Origin of the sequence: Candidatus Thiodiazotropha endoloripes, assembly GCF_001708965.1 — a bacterium.
GTDB classification, from domain to species: domain Bacteria; phylum Pseudomonadota; class Gammaproteobacteria; order Chromatiales; family Chromatiaceae; genus Thiodiazotropha; species Thiodiazotropha endoloripes.
Genome location: NZ_LVJW01000006.1, coordinates 1 through 17,974, shown reverse-complemented (window position 1 = coordinate 17,974; position 17,974 = coordinate 1). Strand labels below are relative to the sequence as shown.

The window sequence follows — 17,974 nt, the reverse complement described above, 5'->3', positions numbered from 1 at the left end:
GTAAATATTCATCGATCAAAAAGCCAGGATACTGTCTCGAACAGTTTTAAGAGTTTGTATTCTCGCGGGTCGCCTGGACGAATCTGCATGTTGATATAGGCTGCTACATCCAATGCCTGCTGATGGCTGAGTGTGCGTTCCTGACCCAGGGGCATATTCGCCCAAATGAAGCCGGCAGCTCGGTGAACTCTCGCCATACCAGCGCCATCGTTATAAGCGTCCATACCCCATAATGGTGGGATGTTTGGGATTCCCTGGCCGTCTGCACCATGGCAGGCAGCACACTTCTGGTCATAGATCGCTTTGCCTGAGGCCGGGTTCGGATCATAACCGGTGTCAGGTAGTGTGGGGACACCCCGGCCTGCAGGAGCTTCGCCGATTACCTCCCCATGTGATAGATATGAGATATAGGCAGCTACCGCCATCACCTCAGGAGCGTCTTCAGGGGGCATGATGCCATTCAGGCTGTAGACGAAACACTCGCGTATGCGAAGTCCGATACCATTGCGTCGACCGTTCTTACTCCGCCACTTTGGATACATTCCGGCAACATTCAACGGAATTGCGTGTTCCTTGCGGCCAGCGTTCAAATGACAATTTGTACAGCGCAGGTTATTGCCGGTATAACGAGCACCATACTTTTCAGTCTCTGTGACGATCCGATAGCCAAACACTACGTTGCTGTAATAGTCATCAAGATAACTGCGTTGCAGCAGGCTTTCGATTGGTAGTTGTTCAGACTGAACCGGGCCGGCAGTATATAGAGACAACAGGAGGAGTGGTAACCTGAATGTAAGCCTGACGGGATTTTTCAATAATCGGGGATAATTATCGAAACTGAATCGTATCAACCAATCAACCATCTGAAAAATCAATCTCCATTGAATCAGAATTCGGTGAAATCTGTATAAAATCAGTTTTAACAGATGCTAAAAGTCATAACTTGATTGAACATAGTCGGCAGCTTCAGACCAGTCCAGACTGACTTGATCGAAATTATCAACGCGTTGCAAAATGATCTTTGCGTTTAGTGAATGAATCTGAGTGGCAATATCATTGATTTTTTCAAAATCGGCCTTTAGAAGTGTGAAATGGGGGCGTACACCATCAGCATTCAGGTAGGCAAGAACCTTATAGGCTGTTTCATTGCAGGCAAAGTTGGCGAGTAGTGTATCGATACCTAATGATGACAGTTCGCCGAAGAGATGACGGGCCTTTTTTAGATCCTTTGCAAGTGCTGGCAGGTTGAATTCCATAATCAGGCCGGTGCCAACCATCTGCAGTCGACGCAATTCAGACTTCAGAAAGTCGATAAATGTATCGTTATGGATTGCATGAGCGGATATTGGTAATAATATCTTCTTTGCTGATCCGCTCAGTGCTGTTTTAGCCAATAGATTCAATCCGTATTGACAGATATACTGGTCGAGCTTGTCACTTAATTGATATTGCTCTGCAGTTAAAAATATATTGTCAGAAATCAATAGAATATCAGTTGCAGGCGCAGGCCTGGGGATGAGCTCAATAACCTGATTGCCGCTCTGGTCAGTAGCACTGAAGATCTGTTCCTTGAACTCAATAAGATTGGTTAGAAGAGCATTACTGAACTGTTGCTGTTGGAACTGATCTGGGGATTTGTCATCCGTTTCCAATATTTCAGGTTGATCCTGATGAGTAAGATAGCCACTGGCTTGCTGACGATACGCGTTAAGCGAGGCAGTTTCAGCATGCAGCAGATAGGCATCGGTATCTTCCTGAGTGTTATCGACATATGCCAAGCCGATACCAAATTTATCGAAACCGGACTCGGTTGAAGATTTTTTCAGGATCTCCTTGATAAGGTTATAAATTGTTGTACTGAATTGTTCGATGGCTGTAGTGCTTTCACGTACAATCAACATTCCTATGCTGGTTACCGATGTGCGGGCAATTTTGTCATTGGCATCGAGCGTGGTATTCAGTACTTTTACGATTTCAAGCAGTACCGTGGTGTAAATCTCACTATGACTATGTTGCTCTGGGTCAGAAAATCTGATCGAAATGATGCCGTGGGCAATGTCGTTTGCCGGATACTGCTGGATACAGCAATCGAGAGTGCGTAACAGTATTTTTCTGGTCTCTAAGCCTGTTGAGTGGTCGATATAACCTTTACCGCCTGCGGTAAAAACCACTTCAGCTCTGTTGATCCGGGTTTTCACTGTCGCTAGCAAGTGCTGAGGCCTGACAGGTTTGGTTAAGAAATCATCAGCACCTGAATGCAGTGCGAGTAGCTTTTTCTCCATATCATCTTCTCCGGAGAGAAAGACGATTGGAATAGGCATTAATTCGGCTTTTTCACGTATTACCTGGGTAAGCTCTATACCATTGGCTCCAGGCATGTAGAGATCCATCAGGATCAGATCGGGTTGAAACTCCTGTACAGCTTCGAGAACACTTAATGGGTTGGTGATCGAAAGGGTTTTCAAACCACCCTTTCTAAGAAGAGCCGTGGCAAAATTAGCTTGGGATTCATCGTCCTCAACCACCAGAACCCGCTTACTAGGTACATGCGGTGGTGAGACAGTCTTGCTGATGCTTGAAATTAACTCATTGATATTAATGGGTTTTGTGAAGCACTGAGTGACGCCGGTCCGCAGAACCTGAAGACGAATCTCAATATCACAATCCGGCGTCAAAAATATCAGTTCGGGACGGTTTTTCTTCTGTACAGACAGCTGATCGAGTACTTGATTGATCTGGTCAACACTCTGTAGGTATTGAGTATCAATGAGTATAACCCTGGTCTTTTCGAAACTGTTTATTTCAAACAGTTCTTCTATGGTCTCAATGCTGAGAACCTGCCATCCATTATTTTGAATGGCTTCAATAATCAGTTTATCACTGGGATTCGATTTGTGCAGATAGATCAGGTCGTTAATCTGACGATTGGAAGCGGTAGTTGCTTTTTGTTGGTGAATGTTATGAATTTTCTGCTGCAAATCATCGAGCAGTAGATTTAGTCTGTCAATATCTGCAGGGACAGGCTGTTGAGCGTTTTGGTAAACATTGGTGATGATATTGTCTATCGATTGGGTGATGTCAGTGATACTGATCAATCCCGCCTGGCGACTTTTTCTCGTGAGTTCACTTAAATGTCTCAGGACTGTCATCACGGAAGAGGCATTCCAGATACCTGAGGGTAGGATTGGCCATGATGATTTCAGCTGCTGTAGATTCTCAGATAATAGCTGCAGAAGCTGATTGTTTTCGTTCTCTCTGTTCATCGCCATGAACCATTCTAGAGTCTAGTGTTCACGCTTCTGTTGGAAGCTAATGAATTTCTGCAAAAAAAGTGGGTTATTTATACTCTATATAATTGATAAATAACAGTACTCGTATCAAGTTAGTGCTTTGAAATGAGAAGGTTAGTTGATTTTAATCTGTGATCTACATGTGAAGAGCGGGGAGGTTGTATCTAAATTTATTTAGTCTAATTCTAAATCCTTAATAGTAAATCCAAATCAACGAGTTACAGAAGCGTCTTCAAGATTAAGTAGTAGATGAAATACTGATCCTTTAGCTAAACGAATGGTAACGCCGTTGGGTGCAAAAACAGTCCATGCCCTTCGGGTTGTGCCTGAAAAAGCGCCACTCGGCGTTGCTCGTCACTCATTTGGAACAACCAAATTACGCGCCTCACGCCTTGATTGACGCTTTTTCAGGCACAACAGGGCCTATTGGATTAGTGTTAACAGGCCCTAGGTTGATGTTAGCTAAAATAGAGCCCTCTCTTTAAGAGAGGGCATAGAAGGATTGATTGGAGGTGGAAATGTAGCTGATTAATTGATGGCTCGAATCAAAATCTGTCTACTCTTTATTCATCGAGTCGATTACTTCACTTCCTTTTTCCTTGCCAGCCTCATAGAGTTCATCTGTTTTACCCTTTGCGGCTTCATAAGCTTCACCACTCTCCTTGCTGGCAGTTGACATCATTTCGCTCGTCTCTTGTTTGACAGTAGTGCCAATCTCAGAAGCCGTCTGCTTCGTGTTTTCGTAGAGCTCCTTCGATTTATCGCTGACTGTCTCTGCTGCATCACTACCCATCTGTTTTGCATCTTCATAGACTTCCTTGCTGCTGTCGACGACTGTGTTTGTCGCATCTTTACTCATCTGTTTGGTTTTTTCCCATGTGTCCTTGCTTGTTTCTACGATCTTATCCGTAACTGATTTGTTCGAACCCTCCTGAGCGGGCGCTGTGCTCTTATCAGCGTCTGAAGACTGACTGCAGGCACCGATACCTAGAAAGCAAATTGATAGAAAAATAGTTTTGTATCTTCCCATGTCTGTATCCTCCAAATGAAATGGAATGGTTAGTCTCAAGTATAAATCGACATAGGGTTTATACACTGAAAATCAATTAAGTTAATCTAAATAGTTGTAAAATTAACAAAATTTATTATTTTCAGCTAGAGGATTATGGGTCATCTGACTGATTTTCAATTCAATAGTGAGTCGAACCCAATACAATTCTGACTCCACCGCAAGACAAGAAGGAGTGTTGATCAGTAGGCTGGTATAGGTGCTTGTAATATTGGAAAAGATTATATGAACTGAGAAAATTTGAACATAATGATATTTTACCGATGGCAGCAAACGAGATAATTTCCTAAAGAGTATCAGGAATAGACCTCTCAATATTTGACTTGAGTGCAACAGACTGGTCGAGGCTTACCATTCTCTATCAAGTTTAACAAAACATAACCTCAGGGTATCGGCGAGAAGTCAGATAAATGTCATGCATCACACATTGCTGATCGGACCGCATTTAAAACAACATAGAATTCGGTTGAGCCAGCATCTGTTAACAATACAAGCAATAATAAAGGCTCTTGTGTACTGGAGTCCATGGGGTTTGATGATTGGGAAAATATGATGTTGAAGAGATGGAATTCATGATTGATCTAATGGATACCCTGAACTATCAACCTGAGTATTATCAAACTTATGGCTTACACCTGTCTATCAGTAAATGTAAACGTACTGAGGCAATAAGCTGTTTGATATCAGGGTGTCGGTACTGGACTGTAATGATCACTCAGATATTCGTTGAAACTCATAGATACCATGGGTTTTGCATATAAGAAACCCTGCGCATATTTGATATCCAGGGAGTTCAAGAAATCTGCTTGATCTTCAGTTTCGACACCTTCGGCAATGACGGAAATTCCAAATTTCTTACTCATCAGAACAATAATTTCAGTCAATGCCCGATCATCCTCATCATGAGGCAGGCCTTTGACGAAGGACCTGTCGATTTTTAAATGATTCAAAGGAAATTTCTTGATATAGGCAAGCGATGAGTAACCGGTACCAAAGTCATCAATTGCTGACTCTATTCCTAACGAACTTAAGTGTTCAAATATATTAAGTACATTGCTATCACCTTGTAGGAGCAGATTTTCCGTGATTTCGATGCAGAGTCTGATTCCTGCGTTTTCGGCTTGTTGGTTGATGCGGGAGATCGCTTTGCTGAAAGAGGTATCACAAAAGTAGTTCGGTGGTACATTTACAGATAGCCAAAAGTTATCAGGCTTGTTGCTCCATACATTGACATCATCGAGTATTCTCTGAAATAGCCAATCAGTAATAGGCCGAATCAGTCCGGATTGTTCTGCTACTGGAATAAACTCAGATGGTGGTACTATTCCAAGTTGTGGGTTTTTCCAGCGCAGAAGAACTTCCGCGCCAACCAGTTCCTGTTGTGCGATATCGAGTATTGGTTGATAAACTGGATACAACTCATTTAACTCAAGCGCTTGGCTGAGTTCAGTCTCAAGGGCTATTTTTTCACTGATCTTGTTGTTCAGGTCTTTGGTAAAAAAGCGGAATGTGTTCCTACCCGCGTGTTTTGCGTCATACATGGCTATATCAGCATTACTCATCAGGGCAGAAACCGTGGTTCCATCATCCGGGTAAACGGCAATACCCAGGCTGGATGTTATATTGAGTTGGTGGTTATGAAGTTCGACAGGAGATTCTGTCGTTGAAAGAAGCCTGGTAACGACCTTTTCCAGATCGGTAGACAGGTCGTTAAGATCCGGGATAAGTGCTAAAAACTCATCACCACCAAGTCTGGCCAAAGTGTCCTGTTTTCTTAACTGGTCGTTGATACGCTTGGATAGCAGAATCAATAGTTCATCACCAACAGAGTGCCCTAATGAATCATTTACATTTTTGAAATTATCAAGATCAATATAGATGACGGCAACATGGGTCTTATTACGTTCTGCATGTTGGATCAACTGTTCAAGCCGGTCAAAGGCAAGAAACCTGTTAGGTAACTTGGTCAGCTGATCATGAGTGGCCTGCTCCAAAAGCTTGTCTTCAATTGCTTTTCTCTGGGTTATATCCTCTTTAACGGTGAGATAGTGGGTAGTGATATTGTTGTTATCACGTATAGGTGCGATTACAGCCGATTCCCAATAGACGGTACCATTCTTTCTTTTAGTACAGAATTCTCCAGTCCACACTTTGCCTTTTTCAATAGTGCTCCAGATATCTTTTAATAGTGCGCCATCTTCCACGTCTGCACCAAGTTGTTTGGTCGGATTGCCAATAACCTCCTTCGCAGAGTAACCGCTGATCTCGGTATACTTGGGATTGACATATTCGATCAATCCTTTGGTGTCGGTTATAACAACAGATGCAGGGCTTTGCTCAACGGCCATGGAGAGTTTCTTTAACTCTTCTGAAGCTTTTTGTCTGTACTCAATTTCTTCTTCGAGTTGTTTGTTGAAGCCGATCAATATCTCTCTGTCTGTCTTGATCTCACGCTGCATCGTGTTAAAACTGTGGGCTAAACGACCAAGTTCGTCATCTGAAATAATCGGAACATCCTGATCAAGTTTTCCAACAGCTACGCGTGTGGCGCCGGTGGTTAATGCATTCACAGGATTAAGTACCTGCATCTTGAACACTATAAATATTACTGAACCTAAGATGAGAACGATGATTGTATATATCTCAATCAGGAAAACAGTTGCGGTTTGTGTTATGTACTCTATCCTGCTCGTGTTGAGGCCTATGACCAGCCAGCCAAGGTTTATCTCTCCATCATTTATTGGGAATTTTAAAGTGATCGAGTTTGTATCCTGACTGCTCTTAAATTGAACCTGGCCTGGATTGTCTGAAATCCAGCTTGCAATCGTTTTCGGATCGATGTCTTCGGGCAAATAAGTGGTTACCGGTACATTTTCAAGGGTTATAATCTGAGCGTATCGTACATCAACATCATTGGAAATTTGCTCTACAAAGCTGTCCAGCGTTGTCACGTCATAGCTGTAAATGGCGTCCGGGCTGATCAATGCAATAAATTGCCCGATAGCATAAGCTTTATTTTTCAGGCTGTATTCAAGGTGTGTTTGCTGAGTGTTATAGATATAGTATGTCGCGCCACCAAGCGTGATTATCAAAATTATACTAATCCAACTCAAAAACCTTAGACGTAATCTTCCGTTGAAAGTAGGGCTTCCAGAATCTGAATTCTCTCTAATAACTTCAATTGGCATAGACAAAATCAATAATTACACGGTGTGAGTCATACTCTGCGTCTGATGCAGTATTTATTGCACTGAGTCGTGCAGATTTAAGAATATTTTTACCTTCAGCACTATTTTTAAGCCCCAGAAGTAGATCCGTTATTTTGCTTTTCAGATCTTCATCCATCTCCTGTTTCACTGCCCAAGGAAGATGTGGTAGTGGCTTGCTAACGGCAAGTGTTGTCAATTCACTGACATCGATCTTGTTTTTAACCAAAGGTAAGCGGGCTACTACTTCACCTGCTCCGCCAGCATCAGCCTGTTTCTGAAATGTGGCCAATACGGCATTCGGTGGGTTGGAAGCATATATTTCGCTATAGTCTCTTTCCTTCAGTCCCCTCTGTCTTAACAGATAGGTAGGTACGATATAACTCATCATTGCCCTCGGTCCACCGCCAAAGAGGATTTTCTTCTCCTTCAACTGGTTGATATCACTGATACCGGAATCTTTCCTGACAAATATCGCACCTCGAATCGTACGCTCACCAAACTCTTCATTCTGTGCTATGACAATGTAGCCAAGTTCCTTATTGGCATTGATGTACTCAAACTGATTGAGATGGACTAGGTCGTAACGCCTCTCTTTCAGACGTTTCAGAAATACATCAAATGTAGGGGAGAGTTCCAGCCTTACCTGTCGATCAAGCTGCTTTTCCAAATGTTGGGTAAGGGGGCGAAATAACTTTGCAGTGACCGCTGCATCCCGTCTGGGAAAAATCCCAACCACCAGTGGGTCGGCCAGGGCGGAATTTAGAAATTCACAACAAACAAGCAATAGGACAACGATCGCTTGGCGGGCATAACGAACAAGGTGTTTTGTTTCGGCTATATGTTCCATGGGAGCAATCAATAAGTCCGATGGTGGCTCGCTCTTACTAGAATAGACACTCTAGTCAGTGGTTAGCGGCCGGAATGCAGGTAACTTAATGTATAAACAGGATATTTTTTAATATTTCCTGCTTCTCCGACTGACCAAAACTGGCTATATTTCAAATAGTAGTCGATATCATTAAATAATACAGTGAGCGCAAAAAGAGTGTAACTATCAGATAATAAAGATAAAACCATCCATGGTGTCTTGGGGGAGCGTTGTTGGGCTGGTGGCTGTCGATATCATCCCAGGCGATCATCCGCCACTTTATAGACAGGATCCTCCATCATATTGACCTCAACCAGGTCCCCGGCCTTAACCAGTAAATTCTGACACTCCTGACTGAGGTGACGGATGTGCAGGGTTTTCTGTTCGCGCATGTAACGCTCTGCAAGGCTATCAATGGCTTCAAGGCCTGAGTGGTCGAACACCCGGGCGTTTGCAAAGTCAACGATAACCTCCTGGGGATCACTCTTTGGATCGAACAGGTCTGCGAAATTCTGAACAGAGCCGAAAAATAGCGGACCATTCAGGTGGTAGTATTTGATGCCATACTGATCAGTTCTGATCTCGGCAATCATCTGTTTCGCGTGCTGCCAGGCGAATACCAGGGCTGAAACAATCACACCGACCACTACGGCAATGGCCAGATCGGTCAGTACAGTGACAACGGCAACCAAAATACCAACAAAGGTGTCAGCGATTGGGATTCTACCGAGCAGTCGAAAGCTCGCCCACTCAAAAGTACCCAAGACTACGATAAACATGACACCAACGAGTGCTGCTATCGGGATTACTTCGATCAGGCTCGATCCCACCAGAATGAACAGCAGTAGGAAAAGTGCGGCGGCAATTCCGGAAAGTCGTCCACGTCCTCCGGAATTGATGTTGATCATACTTTGACCGATCATGGCACAACCGCCCATGCCTCCGAACAAACCGTTTACCGTGTTACCAACGCCCTGACCGATACACTCCCTGTTTCCCCGCCCTCTGGTTTCTGTAAGTTCGTCAATCAGAGTCATGGTCAACAGGGACTCGATCAGACCGACGCCGGCGAGAATTACGGCATAGGGCAGAATGATATGCAGGGTCTCAAGGGTCAGAGGAACCATCGGGATATGGAAAGAGGGGAGCCCCCCTGCGATGGTGGCGTTCGGATCTCCAGACAGGTCCTGCAGAACATCCTGCACCGTCCTTGCATCCAGGTCGAACAGGGTTACCAGCAGAGTGATCGTGACAATGGCAACCAGTGAAGCAGGAATCGCGGAAGTCAGCTTGGGGAGATAGTGAATAATCGCCATGGTGAGCCCGATCAGGCCTAGCATGGTCCATAGGGATGCTCCTGATAGCCATTCCATATTCCCTTCCATATCAGGAACTTGGAACTGTTTTAGCTGAGCAAGAAAGATCACGATCGCCAGCCCGTTGACAAAGCCGAGCATGACGGGGTGGGGCACCAACCGGATGAACTTGCCCAGCCGGAGTATGCCCGCACCAATCTGAATCAAGCCGGCAAGCAGGACTGCAGCAAACAGATATTCAACCCCGTGTTCAGCCACCAGGGCTACCATTACCACGGCCATGGCTCCGGTAGCACCGGAGATCATGCCGGGGCGACCTCCGATGATGGCGGTGATGATGCCCATCATGAAGGCGGCGTAGAGGCCTGTGAGGGGAGTCACGCCGGCAACGAATGCAAATGCCACCGCTTCCGGGACAAGGGCTAGGGCTACGGTCAGGCCAGACAGCACATCGTTCTTAACACACTGTTTTCCCGGGCAGGTCAGCTGAAACATCTGTTTTCTCTTGAGGGTCGGCAAAAAGCTTAGAAGTATATCAGGAAAAACTAATGTAGGTAACCTCAAAATGGATCTATTTCGTGTTTAACCTCTCATTTGTCTCAGATGTCGTCAGGCTGTAGCTCTACCTGATCTGTTGTGCGTGAGCGGGTGATCGAAACGAGGCACAGAGAGGGGCCAACAGCAAAATCCATGAAATCCTTTTTAATTTGTTAGTCTGCTTCGTTAACGTGAAACTGCAGGCAGTCAATTGGTGTCTGCAGAGCACTCCTGGTATCCGCTCGTCTTATCAGATCAGAGTAATAAACAAATGGGATTCTTATTGAAAGTCGTGGAATAATCAGGGTTCCAGGCAAATCTACCAAATCGGTATCGGCAGAAGACCCTATGACTGGTCTTTCTTCATCCTGGCATCCACCAGGTTGGCAATTTTCAATTGAGAAAGCCAGGCAAGCAGCAGGTAACAAATTCTAATGCTCAGCGCTCTCTGAAAGCGCTGTCCATGCCTCGGCTGACTGGTCGCATGAGGTAGTCCAGAATGGTTTTTTCTCCAGTGCGTATTTCCGCCGTGACGGTCATGCCTGGCAGAATCTTCAGCTGTTCGGGATTGCTGCCCAGATAGTTACGGTCAAGAATGACTTCAGCCCGATAGTAGGGGTTCTGTTCCTGATCGAGGTAGGTGGAGGCGGAAATCTTGTGTACCTTGCCCTGCAGGCTGCCGAAGCGGGATGAATCGTAGCTGGTAAATTTTAATTCCGCAGACTGTTCGATATGAACATGCCCGATATCCTGGGGGAGGATTTTTGCCTCAACGATCAATTCGTTTTTAACCGGTACCAGCTGCATGATCACTTCGCCGGGTGCAACTACAGTGTTGTTACTGTTTATCGTCAAACTTTTAACGATACCGTCAATGGGTGCCTTTACCTGCAGTCGATCAAAACGATCGCGCAAACGGATCAAAGTACCTTCCACTTCCGCCAGCTCCGATGCAACGCTTCCGGCTTCCAATTCGATCTCTTTGTTGTGTCTGCTGAACAGCTCCAGTTTGCGTTGTTTGCTCTCTTCCAGTTCCGTTTTGGCAACAGCAATGCCATCTACGGTTTTTCTCAGTTCACTTTCAGCTTCTGCCAGGCGAGAGCGTGCACTGAGCAGCTCTGTACGTGAAACCGTACCTTTCTTCGCTAGAGATTGTCTGATCGAGACCTGCTCTTTGTAGATAGTCAACTCTTTACGCAGAGCTTTGACCTGATTCCGTTGACGGGTCAGTTGATTCTTTCGCTGGCTGATCTGGCTTTCAATCACCGCAAGCTCACTCTCCAGGCCATTCACTTGTGCCAGGTATATGGTTTTCTGCTTGGCTGCAAGATCAGGGTGTTCACTTTGCAGATTGCTGAAGTCCGGATCACGATTTTCCACCAACGCCTGCAGTCGCTCTCCCTGCAATTGCAAACTGGCTTTGCGGGTCAACATCTGCTGCAGTTCCGACTGAGATGATGATGGAGAGAAGTTGACAAGAGTATCACCTTGTTCCACCTGATCCCCATTACGAACATTCAGCTGTCTGACGATACCTCCTTCAAGATGTTGAATATTTATAATCAGATCTGAAGGTATGACTTCACCCTTGGCTATGGCGACCTCACTGATCCTGGTCTGTGCTCCCCAGAAGAGTAGAGAGACAAATAGAAAAATACTGACAACGATAGCGGCACTGAGTGTGCGGGAAGGGGTCACCTCTTCCAGCTTGATGGCTTGTGCCAGGTAGTGTGCTCTTGCTCTGGGTAATCCTGCCGTACTTTCCTGAGCAAAAACGATGCTGTCTTCTTTCATGCCACACTCTCCAAAACCAGTTGGATCGCTTTGTCCGGATCACCGGCAAAAACCTCGGAACCCTGATCCAGTACAATGACTTTATCAGCCAGTCTTACATGGCTGGGTCTGTGGGTGACCATGATAATGGTCTTTTTCCCTTTCAGTTTTTTAATCTGCTGCATAAAGCGTTCATCACTCTCGATATCCAGAGAGGCGCCTGGTTCATCAAGCAGAATAATCGGGGCTGAACGTAAAAAAGCTCTTGCCATAGACAGACCTCGGGTCAGGCCAGGTGGTAAATGCTCTGTTGTGTTGTCACCGATGCGGGTGTTGAATCCCTTTGGCAGTTGTTCGATCTCTTCGAGAATGCCTGCCTGTGAGCAGGCTTGCCGCAGTTCATCATCTGTTGCCAGTACATTGTTGAGCCGCAGATTCTGTGCGACCGTGCCGTGGAAAAAATGTGGGTTCTGCGGTACATACGCAATGGCACGACGCAGGTCCATGGCATTGAGTTGCCTGATGTCAAATTCATCGATCGAGAGTGAGCCGGCTTGTGGTCTGTACATACCGGCAATGAGTTTAGTCAATGTGGATTTACCTGATCCAGTTTCACCCATAATCGCAAGCATCTCACCAGGCTCAACATGTACCGAAATTCCAAGCAGTGCCGGATCATAATTCGGTCCATAGCGGAAGCTGACTCGGTCGATATTGATACGCCCCTTCAGCTCGGTAAGCATCAACGCTGATCGGCCGCTATGTCGTTCCACATCGAGTTTCATCAACTGGTTGATCTGCTGTATGGTTTTGGAGACCTGTTCGAAACGGCTGAAACTGAGAAAGGCGCTCTGTAACGGCGCCAGAACCCTCCAGATCAACGCCATGGTGGCAATCAGCGCTCCGATACTCATGGAACCCTCGATCACCATGTAGGTACCGATGGCGAGCACGGCAACACCCGATAGACTCATTGCGCCTTGCGCAAATGAATTGATGACTGCATTCGATACGGTAGTACGATAGTTGGCAGTCACCGCTTCGCCTGAAAATTCCCGATAGCGTTCCCACCAGGTGGTTTCCCCGCCAACGCCCTTGATTTCGTAGCGTCCGTTCAATGTCTGTATCTGCATACGCTGTTTATCCGTACGGGAAGACGATGCATGGGTGACCCGGTGAGCGCTTGCGGGTAACCAGAGTGCACCAAAGGCGGCGTAGATAATCAGCATCACAACCGGTACAAGTGCTACCGGTCCGGCGATGAAGCCGATCACAATGACAAACATCAGCACAAACGGCAATTCCAGGATCAGTGTGGCATTCGGGCCGGTGAAAAAGTCACGTACCGAGTCAAACTGTTTCAGTCTGGAGAGTTGAGCCGCCATGGTTGAACGCTCAGTGAACAGCGGTGGCAGGTGCAGAATCTGTTTAAAGGTTTCGACACCGATCAAATAGTCAAGACGGCCGGCAATATTACCAATGACGCGAGCACGTAGATAACGCAATGCCATATCAGCGAGCAGTGCTGAGCCGATTCCGGCTACCATCCAGGGAAGGGCATCGACCGATTTTGCACCGATTACCTTGTCATAGACCAGCATGATGAATAGCGGTACAGCCATTGCAACCAGGTTGATCAAAAAACTCATTGAAAGCAGATGCCAGGTAAGACCCTGAAAGCGTCGCATCAACCTTGCAAACCAGGCCTGTCTCGATTCGGTCTCAACAAATCCATGTGGATTGTGGGTATCGGTGAAGTAGTAGGCAGTACCCTTCAGGGATTTTACCGGATGTGTCTTATGTTCACCGCTATTGGCATCATAGAAGCTGATGGTATCTTTGTGATGCTCTTCAAGTACCAGGATTTCCCCTTTACGGCCTAAAAACAGGCATGGGTAGAGCTCCTCGCGGATATCTCGAAGATTGATTTTCTCAACACTGCTTTCATAACCGAGATTGACCAGAATGTTACGCAGGTCGACCAGGTCGATGGTGTCTGTGAAGTGGGGGAGTGCCTCGATCAGTTCACGGGCATAGTGGTGCCAGCCCAAGGCTTTGAGCAGTGGCATCAGACTGGCGGCAAAGGGGGAATCCAGATGAATATCATCCAGCCGGTTATGTCTGAGCGCATCGGCAAGTACTTCACTGAGAATCGGCTTTTGCTTTGCACCGCTCATTTTTTGAATACCATTTTAAGTTTGCGCTGCTGCTGCTCATGAAGCTGCCCGTCTCGCAATTCAAACTGTTTGTCGCAAATACGCAGGAATGAGGGGCGGTGTGACACGATGACCAGGGTACGGCTACCCTTCATTTTTTTTATCAGAGCCATCAATTTCGCATCATTTTTGATATCGAAGTTTGCATTTGCGTCATCAAACAGAATGATGTTGGGATGGCCTATCAATGAGCGTACCATCACGATTTTCTGTCTGACGCCCTCAGACAGGGAGTTCACTGCTGAACCGCCGATCTGGGTATCCAGTCCATCAGGCATGCGTGCGATGATCTCGCCTAAACCCAGCTCTCTGGATAGTTCCATAGCCTGATCAATGGCTTCCCCTTCACGGAACAGGGTCATGTTCTCGAGAATCGTGCCTTCATAGAGCATTCCGTGTTGAGGCATGAAACCTATCTGTTGCCGTAAAAACTCCTGTCGATAGGTCTTGATGTTGCGGCTGTCGAGTAGAACTTCCCCCTGTTGTGGGTGCATGAATCCGGTCATGATGGATATCAGTGTGCTTTTTCCAGTCCCATTGTTACCGGTAATTCCGACTGATCCCCCCGCAGGAACCTCGAGCGACAGGTCCTCCAGTAACCACTGTTCCTGGCCAGGGTAGCGGAAGTGAATGCCCTCTACTTTGATATCACCGTGCAGCGGCTCCGGCCCGTCATACTCACCGGAGATTTCGGCAGGCATTCGATCGATTTCCTGACGTCGATCAAGTGACAGACGAACACTCTGAAACTGGGTCCACAGTCCCATCGCTTTCAGGCCTGGCTGCAGTACCCGGCCGGTGAGCATGGTTCCGGCAGCGAGTGCACCGACAGTCAGATCACCGGAAATCACAGAAAGGCTGCCAAAACTGACGAAACTGACCATGGCGACTTGTGAAAAAGTACTGCCAAACCCCTGTACCACGCTGTTGATATGCGCCAGTTTACGAATACTCTCAGCTGATTGTGCTTGTAATCGCTCATATCGACGCAGCATCAATGCCTCCATGGCCATGGATTTCACAGTATGGATACCGCTCAGAACTTCGATTAAAAAGTTCTGTCTCCGAGAGTCGGTGGTGTTTCTGGCCTTGAGAGCGTTATGCAGCTGTCTTCCCAGCATAATGGAAATCAATGCGAAAATGGTCAGCAGCAGGATTGGGATCTGTACCAGTTCACCACTGATAAACCAGATTAATGACAAAAAGAGAACTACGAAGGGGAAATCCATCAGCAGCAGCATGGATTGCCCGGAATAGAATTGATTGATCTCTTCGACTGACTGCAGACGAGTGAGATAATCCCCACTGGTCTCCCGGTTGAAGACGAGCGTGTCGGTATGCAGCACCCGGTGCATCGCATCCATGCTCTCCCTGTGCTCAAAACGTGCACCGCTCCAGGCAAGAATTGCTGACCTGAAAATTCTCAACAACGCCTCTAAAACGACCACACCCAGCATTCCGATCATCAATGCCATGAAAGTTCCCATCGCCTGATGAGGGATGATGCGATCATAAACCTGCAGAACCACCATGGGCATGGCGAGGGCAAGGGTATTGATGCCCAGCGATGCCAGCAGCACATCGGGTCTTCGCCAACCGCGTGGAATTGTGAAACCGGATGAACTAGTCATATTTATCAATTATCAAGGCAGTTCAGCCATACAGCCGGCTATTGGTTGTGTTTTAGTCAGGAGTGACACTACAGATATCGACTGCTTCAGGAATTTATTTAATAGAGCACGGATCCTCGCGCAAGGTTTTTCAATTGCTTGCCGATAACCTGTTGACAGGCTTTAGAATCAAGAAATATTCAGCATCGGGAAATTAATTCCTTACCAGAGAGGCACCATGGCTGACAAAAACAGTGAAAACACGGGTTCACTGGAAGAGCGGGAGAAAGCGACAAAGGAGCTGTTTGAGCGGGATATTGCGAAAGAAGGTAATCGTAAAGACCTGGAGGCGGATGATGTCCTGGGCAGTGATCATCACGAGGTGGCTCAGACTGATGTTGCAATGGCTGAAAAAGCCGATGACAAGCTGAGTAGAGAGGCCGAAGAAGCGGCAGATTCCACGACGGGAAAATTAGTACCTCCCTTAGATAGTGAGCCTGTATTTGATGAGAATAGTAATCCATCACGAGGGGATGAGAGTAGAGTTCCCAAATCGGCCCCCACTGTCAGCCGTGATGATGAGCCGACCACTTCGTCAGTTTTAGCAGGTGGCCGAACACAACACGCGTATGGCCTGCACAATCAGGCACAACAGGAATCTCATCCTTCAGTGGACCCATCCACTGAAAACGCCCCAGCCACGGTTTCCCTTGGTATTGAAAAACCGGAACCAAACTATGATGTGAAAAAGCTGGATCCCACCGCTCAGGAAACAATTCCAGACGAAGCAGCGGAAGTGTCATCAGCTGATGGAGGTGACCAAGAGTTGGTGGTTGCCAACTTGATGTTGGCAAACTCACAAAATGAGAGGGATTACAGTTACGAGTTAATTGGTTCAGGTAGTGATTATTTCGAGCTGGTGGATAATCAGATATTGATCAAACCAGGTGTCAATTTTGACACAACCCAATCCTCATATCATAGCTTGACCTTTCAGATTACCGACAGATCAGGGAATACGCGTCAGGAAACGGTTGTCGTCAATGTTGATTTCACCACCGAGGAAGCAGTCATCATTTTGGGTGTGCCGGAAGAAGAGGCAGGTCCAATCACTGAAGAAAGTGATTCATTGCCCCATCAAGAGCCGGAACCTGATGAGAGTTTAACCTATTCACTACTTGATGAAACAGAGGCACCTGTTGGTTTTGTGCTCCATGAAGATGGCAGTTACGACCTGGATGTTACTCATGAGGCGTATCAACATCTTGGCGTGGGTGATAGTCAGACATTAATTATACCGGTCAAAATCACCACGGATCAGGGTGAGGTGACGACTACTGAGATTCAGGTAGTTGTTCATGGAAGCAATGATCTGCCCATTGTGGAGATGGGGCAGAGTGCTGAGATTACGGAAGGAGCATCAGCTATTGAAGGAGAGATTCTTGCAACGGATGTGGATGACAACTCAGTTCTGACATACGCTGTATCTGAAGGAAATGATCTTCCGCCCGGGTTTATTCTTAGTCAGAATGGTCACTACAGTTTCACAGCGGAAAACTACAATAGCCTTGAAGCCGGACAGAATCAAATACTCGATATACCGATAACGGTAACCGATGATCATGGCGGTACTGCACATACAATACTACAAATAACAATTACCGGTACCAATGATACGCCAGTTGCAGAAGCCCAAGAGGTCTCGGCGGAAGAGGGCGGTTTGGTCAGCGGCCAGTTGCAAGCCAATGATGTTGATCTGGCGGAAGGTGCGGCTCTGAGTTTTACCACATCATCAGAAGTTGATGGCCTGACTTTGAATGAGGATGGCTCTTACAATTTCGATGCTTCCTCTTATCAATCACTTGGAGAGGGTGATACTGAAATCATAGAAGTCCCTGTGACAGTCACCGATGACCAGGGCGCCACAGCTGAAACCACACTGACGATTACCGTCACTGGCACGAATGATAATCCAGTTGCAGAGGCCCAAGAGATCTCGGCGGACGAAGGTGGTTTGGTTAACGGTCAGTTACAAGCCAGTGATGTTGACCTTGCCGAAGGTGCGTCTCTCAGTTTTGCCACTTCA

Annotated in this window: 10 protein-coding genes; 1 reads left to right on the top strand and 9 read right to left on the bottom strand. The window is 46.5% G+C overall.

Annotated features, from left to right (window positions below):
• Window positions 1–8: 8 nt before the first annotated feature.
• The 9 genes from A3193_RS10725 to A3193_RS10685 all read right to left on the bottom strand — a co-directional run bounded on the left by A3193_RS10725 (window position 9) and on the right by A3193_RS10685 (window position 15,909).
• Window positions 9–770, bottom strand: a complete 762-nt coding sequence (locus A3193_RS10725) for a c-type cytochrome (RefSeq protein ID WP_069014788.1) — start codon at window positions 768–770, stop codon at window positions 9–11.
• 159 nt (window positions 771–929) lie between these two features.
• Entirely contained in the window at window positions 930–3,269 is a 2,340-nt protein-coding gene (locus tag A3193_RS10720; RefSeq protein WP_069014787.1) for a response regulator, read from the bottom strand.
• 577 nt (window positions 3,270–3,846) lie between these two features.
• Window positions 3,847–4,320, bottom strand: a complete 474-nt coding sequence (locus tag A3193_RS10715; RefSeq protein WP_069014786.1) for a hypothetical protein — start codon at window positions 4,318–4,320, stop codon at window positions 3,847–3,849.
• 722 nt (window positions 4,321–5,042) lie between these two features.
• Window positions 5,043–7,547 (bottom strand): EAL domain-containing protein, encoded by a 2,505-nt coding sequence (locus A3193_RS10710; protein ID WP_069014785.1) that lies wholly within the window; start codon window positions 7,545–7,547, stop codon window positions 5,043–5,045.
• Window positions 7,537–8,415 (bottom strand): phosphate/phosphite/phosphonate ABC transporter substrate-binding protein, encoded by an 879-nt coding sequence (locus A3193_RS10705; protein ID WP_069014784.1) that lies wholly within the window; start codon window positions 8,413–8,415, stop codon window positions 7,537–7,539. The genes A3193_RS10710 and A3193_RS10705 overlap by 11 nt, the downstream gene beginning before the upstream one ends.
• A 275-nt stretch (window positions 8,416–8,690) precedes the next feature.
• Window positions 8,691–10,247: a SulP family inorganic anion transporter gene (locus tag A3193_RS10700; protein ID WP_069006105.1), complete on the bottom strand. Its 1,557-nt coding sequence runs from the start codon at window positions 10,245–10,247 to the stop codon at window positions 8,691–8,693.
• Between the two features lie 480 nt (window positions 10,248–10,727).
• The gene (locus tag A3193_RS10695; RefSeq protein ID WP_069006104.1) at window positions 10,728–12,083 is read right to left on the bottom strand and encodes an HlyD family type I secretion periplasmic adaptor subunit; all 1,356 of its coding nucleotides are present in this window, start codon (window positions 12,081–12,083) and stop codon (window positions 10,728–10,730) included.
• Complete coding sequence (locus A3193_RS10690) at window positions 12,080–14,239, bottom strand: peptidase domain-containing ABC transporter (protein ID WP_083218733.1); 2,160 nt, start codon at window positions 14,237–14,239, stop codon at window positions 12,080–12,082. Before A3193_RS10690 ends, A3193_RS10695 begins: the two co-directional genes overlap by 4 nt.
• A complete protein-coding gene (locus tag A3193_RS10685) occupies window positions 14,236–15,909 on the bottom strand; it encodes a peptidase domain-containing ABC transporter (RefSeq protein WP_083218732.1) in 1,674 nt (557 codons plus the stop codon). The genes A3193_RS10690 and A3193_RS10685 overlap by 4 nt, the downstream gene beginning before the upstream one ends.
• A 217-nt stretch (window positions 15,910–16,126) precedes the next feature.
• On the opposite strand from A3193_RS10685, the gene A3193_RS10680 reads away from it, so the two are divergent.
• Window positions 16,127–17,974: VCBS domain-containing protein (locus A3193_RS10680; RefSeq protein ID WP_201258784.1), on the top strand; the 1,848-nt coding region annotated here is incomplete at its 3' end.